The organism is Rhodopirellula maiorica SM1 (assembly GCF_000346295.1).
Lineage (GTDB): Bacteria > Planctomycetota > Planctomycetia > Pirellulales > Pirellulaceae > Novipirellula > Novipirellula maiorica.
In genome coordinates this window covers 1-4,148 of sequence record NZ_ANOG01000053.1, presented here as the reverse complement: position 1 = coordinate 4,148, position 4,148 = coordinate 1, and the positions used below count along the sequence as shown (strand labels likewise).

General features: G+C 57.2%; 3 protein-coding genes. 2 read left to right on the top strand and 1 reads right to left on the bottom strand.

The features are described 5' to 3' along the window. Positions 1–191 precede the first annotated feature (191 nt). Positions 192–1,859, bottom strand: a complete 1,668-nt coding sequence (locus tag RMSM_RS01745) for a CehA/McbA family metallohydrolase domain-containing protein (protein WP_008690637.1) — start codon at positions 1,857–1,859, stop codon at positions 192–194. A gap of 484 nt (positions 1,860–2,343) precedes the next feature. On the opposite strand from RMSM_RS01745, the gene RMSM_RS01740 reads away from it, so the two are divergent. Then, positions 2,344–3,324: a DnaJ C-terminal domain-containing protein gene (locus tag RMSM_RS01740; RefSeq protein ID WP_008690635.1), complete on the top strand. Its 981-nt coding sequence runs from the start codon at positions 2,344–2,346 to the stop codon at positions 3,322–3,324. Between the two features lie 173 nt (positions 3,325–3,497). Next, a complete protein-coding gene (gene rnpA / locus RMSM_RS01735; protein WP_008690632.1) occupies positions 3,498–3,848 on the top strand; it encodes a ribonuclease P protein component in 351 nt (116 codons plus the stop codon). The last annotated feature ends 300 nt before the right edge of the window (positions 3,849–4,148 follow it).

The following is a 4,148-nucleotide window of genomic DNA, read 5'->3' as shown; positions in this document are numbered from 1 at the left end:
GTGTCCGCCGGATCTACGTCGCTTAACGCGACTTGATCCGGCCTACCGCCTACCGTCGAATCCTAACACTGCGAGCCCCACCCAGAGCCGGCTACCGCCGACTCTGACCTCCCCAAGGGGGAGGTGAATCACTTCTCACTCCTCACTCCTCACTCCTCACTCCTCACTCCTCACTCCTCACTCCTCACTCCTCACTCCTCACTCCTCACTGCCTCTTCGGCTCGGGCGGTCCAGAAGGCTCGGGCGGCTCGGATGTAGGGGATGTGCGGCGATAACTCCTGCGGCGGTAACTTCTTTAGCCTCGCTTCGTATTGGCTGAGCCAATCGCGAAAGAAGTCGACGCTTCGACTTGTCACTCGAGACTGTCTATCAAACTCGATGTACCACGGTGCACTCATCGCCGCTCGATAATGGTCTTCGTACAAGGTGACGACGCGAATCATTACCCAGCCGCTCTCTTCGACTTCCAGTGCCGGGATCACTCCGCCCGCTTTGGCAAACTCGTCCAAGCGGGCACTGTAAAAGACTTCGCCGTTGTGGATCACTTCTAAATAGTCGACGGGATCGCGGACGGATAACTGAATTTCTGGCTGCAGCGTTAGCTTCTGGCCGCTACTCGCGGTGAATACGAAACCGGGAATCTGGCCACTGAGTGTCGGCAACAGCATTGGGCCGTTCGTTGCCACAGAGTTGCCTCTGAACGCGCGGTGCCACCACTCCGCTTCACTGGCGACTCTCGCGGCCGTCTCGGAGCCCGCGTCCAATTGACGGTAGGCTTCCAGCGGCGCGGCGACGTAAAGTCGGTTGTAACCGACCGGAGTGGTACGTCCATCCGATCCGCTTCCGGCCAACGGCGGAATCCGGAATCCTGCTTCGAGTAGGTTGCTATAAATTCGTTCCGCCCACCGCCCAAGCTCCGTCGGATGCTCGGTCCGCGGCCCCTCGGGCGCTCGTCCTTCGGCTGGATTCAGGACCTTTCGATCCAGTCGCAGCCAGTCGCCTAAAACGAAAAAACCGTCGATCCGCTGACTCGCCAGCCAAACCGGCAGCGGCCAAGCAAACGGGTTTTCGATCGCCACTCGAACTTCCGCGGTTCCGTCATTTTCGAGATCCCCGCCGTCTTGGATGCCGTTGCGATTTTCATTGTTTCGCGGTAGGGAAGCAAGTCTTGCTACGACCGGAAATTTCGTGTCGGAGCCGCCAGCCAGCTCAGCCTGCTCATCATTCTCGGCCTGCTCATCATCCTCGGTCGGCAATCCATAAAACAGCAGTCCACGGTCATGGACGGCGTCTTCGCGAATCCACGAGGGATCGTTGGCGGGAGGGTCGTCGCGGTCACGGCCAGCAATCGGTTTGGCGTCTTCGTGGCCCAGGACGGCAGCGACATGAAGATCTTCCGAGGCCATTCGCAGCGGCAGACTGTTGGGCGACGCCAGCACACAGCAATCGCCACTGGTCCAGCCTTTTTCGAGCATGTCGATTATTCGCGGCAGACGCACCCCGTGCTCATCCAAACTTTCCGGCTCGAGTATAAAATTGCCACGAATGACGCGGTATTCAGGGCCGCGGGTTAACCGGAACGTGTAAGGGCCATCGGGAAAAGAGACATCAAGCGTGCGATCGATCACAACTCCAACTCCAGCAGGAACCGTTCGCCGAATCGACATCCGGCGGCCACTTTCGTCGCCTCTGAAGATTTCCAATCGTGCACTGGCAGGCTGCCCCGTCGTTTCGTCATCGACGCGGATCGTCAACTTGCCGCCTGCGGCGATTGCGGTCGCCGGGATCGCGAAGAAAAAGAAAGCTGCGGCGGCAAACAGGGCAATTCGGGCCGAATGGGGAAAACGAAGGGGATTCATAGTGAGGAGTGAGAGGAAAAGAGGGTGAGTTGGGAGAGGGGGAGACACGGAGACTTCTAGTTTAGTTGCACGTGAGTGGATCGAGTTGGGGCGGTTTTGGTCGGGAAGGGTATACCCGATAGTCCATTTCTAACACCACGGCCCCACCCAGAGCCGGCTACCGCCGACGCTGACCTCCCCAGTGGGGACGTGAAGTCTTATTGTCGTCCGACGTCTCCGACGTCGGTTTCTGCGTTTCACCCTATGTGCACGAAAGTCTTGACGGCTTGTCGATTTACTCGTTTAACCGTTAGTCGAAGGCGTGTTCGCATCCGTTGGCGTACGCCTATCGACTGACGGTTAAACGAAGCATTCTAAAGGCATGCCGAGCTTTGCTTTCGAATCGGTTCGCGGTTTGCTCCTGCTAGTCGAAAACGCAGTAATCTGCCAAGTTGGCACCTAGCTGAATTCTCTGAACCTTTCCATTGAACAAAAATTTGAAGTTGTGGCAGAAGATCTTTACCAAACGTTAGGAGTCGCTCGCGACGCCTCAAAAGACGATATCAAGAAAGCTCACCGCAAGCTGGCGCTGAAATATCATCCTGACAAGAATCCTGATAACAAAGAAGCACGTGAGAAGTTCAAGCGTGTGCAGGAAGCTTACGATGTGCTCAGCGACGAAGAGAAACGCGCCGCCTATGATCGTTACGGTGCCGATTTTGAAAAGATCCGTGGTGGGGGATTTAATCCGCACTCCGCGGCGGGCGCTGGCTTCGACGGTTTGGATTTGGAACAGATTTTCGGTGGCCGTGGAGGTGGCGGCGATGTGAAGTTCGAAGGCGGCTTTTCGGACTTCTTCGAGCAGTTGATGGGAGGCGGTGCGCCTGGACGCGGCGGGCCGGGGCGAGGTGCGGGTCGCGGTCGGCGTGCTGCTCCGCCGCAACGAGGCCAGAATGTGCGGCACGAATTGGAATTGCCGCTGCAAACCGCAGTACTCGGCGGCACCACCGAGTTCTACCTGAACCGCTCCGGCAAAAACGAAAAACTGTCGGTCTCGATTCCGCCTGGCGTGGAAACCGGCTCCAAAATTCGCTTGCGTGAACAAGGCCAACCGTCGCCTAACGGAGGCCCCACGGGCGATTTGATTTTGTTGATCAAGGTTTCAGACCACCCGCACTTTCGCCGGGTCGGCATGAACCTGGAACTCAAGATTCCTGTTTCGCTTCCCGAAGCGGCGTTGGGCGCGAAGATTGACGTCCCCACGCCAGGCGGCACGGTGGCGATGACGATTCCCGCGGGATCCAGCAGCGGACGACGCTTGCGGCTGAAAGGGCAAGGGATCCGCAGCCGCGATGGTTCCGCTGGCGACTTGATCGTCGAGTTGCAAATCCGGTTACCCGATACGATCGATGACGAGTCGAAGGAATTGATTGAAAGGTTCGCAGAACGAAACCCAATGAATCTGAGACACGATTTGTCGTTCTAAGCCAACGTCGTGTTCGGCAGAGTCGCTTTTCCAGTAGCGAAAGTCGCAGACGACCTTTGCTACTCGCATTCGTTCGTCCTTTTTCTGGCCGAGCGTTCTCTTGCGGCTCGCGGATCAAGGTACCCAGTGCTTTACAGCGCACGGCTCACCAATTCACTTCACGGTCATCACCAGTGCGTTATCGGTTTCCAAAATCACGCCGCATTCGTCATAGTTCGCAGTTCACCGTAATCCTGCGTCGCGGTGTGTGCGTGGCCGACGGTGTGCTGGTGTTGTTCGCAGTCAAAAGCGAGCCGCGATCACCGAGTCGACTGGGGGTTACCATCCCCAAACGCACCGGAAACGCGGTAGCGAGGAACCACTGGAAACGCTTGATCCGCGAATCGTTTCGCACGCAGCAGGATCGCGTCCCCGAGGGAATGAACTTGGTCGTCCGCCCGAAGAAAGGTGCCGCAGCGGACTGGAGGAAGATCCAAAAATCGATCCCCTATCTGACTCGTAAAGCTGCCCGGCGACTTGGGTGAGGCGGAGTGAGTAGTGAGGAGACAAGGAGAGAAGGGAAATTGAAAAAGTTAAATTGACAATTGCAAATTGAAAAATGAACAGGCGTTTGCAGGATTGAGGTGCCAGGCTGGCTTATGTGAGGAGGGCAATCCAAATTTCACCTCCTCTTTGGGGAGGCCTGAGTCGGCGATAGCCGGCTCTGGGTGGGGGTCGTGGTGTTAGAAATGGACGGTAGGCCGGATCAAGTCGCGGTAGCGACGCAGATCCGGCAGATGCGATTTTTGCACTGAAAGTCGTTGAGACTGTCGTCCGCATTGGCG